Here is a 4,368-nt window from a genome sequence, read left to right as displayed (position 1 = left end):
TCAGGGCAGAGCACGCTTGGAATAAGTGGAAGCAATTATTCAAAATATGCAGAAACAACACATTTTGGCGGTGGAGCAGTCGCAAATTCAGCAGAAGGAAGAATTGGAAACCTTAATCTAAGAGGCTCATCATTCATAGCTGAAGACACGACAGGACTTGCAGTTGGGAATGTAAGGGCCGAATCAGTAATCAACACCTATGATATTGAATCAAGACAAAGCAATAAAAGCACTTTTGCCTCAAGCAGCAGCCATGTAAAATCTCATCAGGAAGAAAACGTTGCAAGCAACTTGCAGCTTGGAAAGAATGCTGTAATCACAGGAAATGTTGAAGGGATAGGAAGTAACATTGTTCTTGGGGAAAACACTTTTGTAGGCGGAAAAGTTACAACTGACTCAAGGGAATTGCACAACAGCTACTATGAAAAGAACAGGAGCAAAGGATTTAATGGCGGAGTAAGCCACGGCACAATATCAGCAGGATATGGAAAATCGCAGAACACATACGATGAAAAGAGTACAGTAAATGCAAAATCCAACCTGCAAGTTGGAAATGGCTCAGTATTAAACAGAGGAGCAGAAATTACAGCTACAAACTTTGAATATGGAAATATCCAGATCAATAATGGCGATGTAAAATATGGTGCAAGAATTGACACAAGGGATGTGCATACTTCAAGTAAGAGCAGCGGATTCACAATATCAGCAGGAATAAACAGCCCAGCATTAGACAGGGCAAAACAGGTTGGCCAAGCTGTAAGTCAAATTAAGAATGGCGATACGGCAGGCGGAGCTATGGAAGCGATAAATGCCGCAACTGGGACAATTAAAGGGCTTGCAGACAATCAAGGAACAAGACAGACAAACTATGTAAATGGAAGCGTCGGTGCAAAAGGGGCAAGAGATGCAATGGCAAACAGCAACTTCTACGCCAACATCGGAGTAAACGCTGGATTTACACGTTCAAGAAGTAATTCAAGCTCCCATACTGAAAGTGCGGCTGTTACGACAATGAAGCCTTTAAATGAAAATTCAAGCATTACCTACAACAATGTAAACAATATAACGTATCAGGGAACACAGGCACAAGGTGGAACATTTATTTACAACAATGTTGCCAATATTCAAAAAGAAGCTGTGGAACTTCACAACAGCTACAGCTCAAGCAGTTCAAACAGGGGAATAAATGCAGGAGCTACAATTGGCTATGGACATAAAATACAGACTACTGGAAATGGCGGAAGCATTTCAGCTAGCCAAAGCAACCAGAATACAGTTGAAACAGTTTATGCGAACGGAAACTTCAAGAATGTAAATGAAGTTCACAACAATACAGGCTCAATGGTACTAAACGGCTTTAACCAGGAAGGCGGAAAATTAACTGGAAATATTGGAAAAGTGGAAGTTATTTCAAGACAGAATACAAGCACAACGACTGGAAGCTCAAGCGGAATGAGCCTTGGAATAAGTGCAAACGGAGTGCCAAGCTCTGTAAACATAAATGGAAGCAGAACAAATGGAGATAGAGCATTTGTAGACAACCAAAGTACATTTATTGTTGGAGAGGGAAGCAATCTTCACGTTGGAACTCTTGAAAATACAGGAGCTGTAGTTGGCAAGGAAGGAAACTCCACATTCAAGATTGACAGCTATATTGGAAAAGATATTCAGAATCACGACACGATGAAGACAACAGGCGGATCACTTGGAATTTCAACAGGAAAACCGAGAATTACAAACGTTGGATTCAATCAGGACAGCAGGGACAAGCAAGGAATCACAAGAAACACAGTAGTCGGAGATGTTGAGATAGCAGGAGCTGAAGGAAGTCCAATAAACAGGGACTTAGGAAAAGCCAATGAAGTAACAAGGGATACTCACAGCAGCACAAATATCAATGTTGAGAGCCAGACTATTGAGTATGCTACTAATCCTGCTAAGCTGAAAGAGGATATTGGGAAAGCCAAAAAAGAAATATCTGATGTAACAACAGCGATAAAGGAATCCATCAATGACAGAGGGGATGACAACAGGAACTTCTTTGGACAGCTTAGAGAGGTAAGGCTTAGTGAAACTGTAAATAACATAGCAGGTAAAAGGCTTAATGAAGCTGATACTCATGAAGAAATTGCAAATGCTTTTAAAAATGCTTACAAAGATTTAGGTTATGATACAGAAATTATATTTTCTGATCCAAAGAATGCACCACAACTAATTGATAAAAATGGACATGCTAAAGTTGGAGCAGCATACATCAAGGATGGTGTAAGAACAATAATAATCAATGCTGAAGCAGATGAAAATCAAAGTAAGGCATGGCTAATTGGAACTATTGCTGAAGAAGGAAGCCATATTATTGGAAGAACTGAAAATAGACAGGTTAATACTGGAACTGATGAAAAAGGATTAGAAAGTACAGGAAAGGCTTCAAATGACTATTTTTATGAATCTTATATAGATAATGATAAACCATTGGCAATAAAATCAGACGGTAAGGATTATAGTAAAGTTGATTTTGGAGAAAATGTAGGAGATGACATTGGTTTATTTCATGGTGGAGGAGTAGGAAATTGGAGAGGAGTTGAAGGTTTAAAGCAATTATTAGATTTTCCAAAAGAATATATCTATAGACCTGAAATAAATCATGATGGAGATTTAGACTGGCTTGGAATAAGAGTTCATAACAGACCTAATGTTGCGGCGGAAACTATATCGAATTTTGAACATAAAAATAAAGATTTAAAAATAGATCTTGGATACAGTATGAGTGCAGATGGATTATTTCAGGCAGCAGGAAAAAATGAAATTGAAAAAACTGATGAACTAATATCTATTTACGGTAGAGTTCGCTATATTGAAAAAAATCTACCTAATATTACTAAAGAAAGTACAAATAAAATTTATATTGTAAATTTAACAAAAGATAACACTTTATTAGCGGGTATGGGTTTCCGTTCATATGAAAGTACACAAAAAGCGGTAAAAAGAATGGTAAGCAAGGGAGAATTAATACCTAAAGGAGATAATGTTTATGTCAATAGACATGGAGTTGAGGTTACATTTATAAAAATGGAAAAAGGAAAAAACAAAGATGGTTCTCATGGCGGAGTAATGAAAGTAGGTTCTCCATCACTGCCAACACTAATAAAACGATTAAGAGAAGCGGGTTCACAATTACCTATAAAAGAAGGAGCGATAAAATGATTAAATTAATAACAGTTTTCTTAATTATAATTTCTTCTCCAATTTTTTCTAAAAATTTACTAAACAGTCATGAAGTATGTAAGTATTTCAAAGTAAAAGATGAAAATAATAAAAAATTTAATCCTTATACAGGAAAGACTAATATAAAATTTAAAGAAGATGGAATTTATGAATGTAAAAATTCAGATACTTCATTTAGGATTTTTATACCTCGTTATTTTTATATTGAAGATTTGTATATTTCAGGAAACCTAATCATAGAAGTTAAAGATAAGAAAATGGTAAGATTTGAAGTAAGAGATGAAAATAGGTTGCAATTTTCAGCACAATATAATAAATATGGACCTAATGGGAAAATGTTTAGTTACAAGGGATTTGGATTAGGAAATAGCCATAGTTTAGAAATAAATTTTAAAGATGGAAACCCATTTGGAGATATATTAGAATATTATGATAATGGGAAGCTTTATAGAAAATCTCATCTTGTTAAAAGAAATAATTATTATCCGTTTTCTACACCAGATGATTATAATAAATATATAGATTATTATGAAATATATGATATAAATACAGGAGAAATCTTGAAAAAAGAAAGCTTGTTTAACAAAACTGGAACTGTATGGGATTATGATTCTAAAAATGGTAAATTATACAAAGAAAGTCATCTGGTAAATGGTGAAATAATATTTCAAAGGGAATATAAAGAAGATGGAACAGTAGCTCAAGAATATAATTACAAAAAATAACTTTTTTAATAATCGTTGTTGTAAAAGACAGCGGTTATTTTTTTCTATATTACATACAATCTGAATTTTTAAAACAACTTTTTACCCAAAAATTACAGCGTTTAAAACAACCAAATTTAAAATAGTAGTTATTAGTTGTTTTTAATTGAATGAAATTGTAAAATATAGAAATGAACTGAACAAAGTAGCATTAAGAAATTTTAAATCAAAAGAACTTGATTTATTTATTGCAATAATTAGTAGAATGAGGGATAAGGAAGAAGAAGTTACATTTTCTTTTGATTATTTAAAAAATTTAATTCAGTATGAAACTTCAAATAGCATCGAAACATTTCATAAAGAATTAAAATCAATGTATAATAAATTGATAAAATGTGTTTATGGCTGGGAAACTGAAGATGAAATTGTTAGGTTTGTA

At 34.0% G+C, this 4,368-nt stretch carries 3 protein-coding genes; all 3 read left to right on the top strand.

The features are described 5' to 3' along the window. A partial coding sequence (locus tag K324_RS14740) for a hemagglutinin repeat-containing protein (RefSeq protein ID WP_026748891.1) occupies positions 1-3,204 on the top strand: 3,204 nt, incomplete at its 5' end. After that, the gene (locus tag K324_RS0109255) at positions 3,201-3,950 is read left to right on the top strand and encodes a hypothetical protein (protein ID WP_036095472.1); all 750 of its coding nucleotides are present in this window, start codon (positions 3,201-3,203) and stop codon (positions 3,948-3,950) included. The genes K324_RS14740 and K324_RS0109255, both read left to right, overlap by 4 nt. 145 nt (positions 3,951-4,095) lie before the next feature. Then, positions 4,096-4,368, top strand: a 273-nt coding sequence (locus K324_RS15825; protein WP_026748889.1) for a RepB family plasmid replication initiator protein, incomplete at its 3' end; no start/stop codon positions are given.

The organism is Leptotrichia trevisanii DSM 22070 (assembly GCF_000482505.1).
GTDB classification, from domain to species: Bacteria; Fusobacteriota; Fusobacteriia; order Fusobacteriales; family Leptotrichiaceae; genus Leptotrichia; species Leptotrichia trevisanii.
This window is presented reverse-complemented; position numbering and strand designations above follow the sequence as displayed.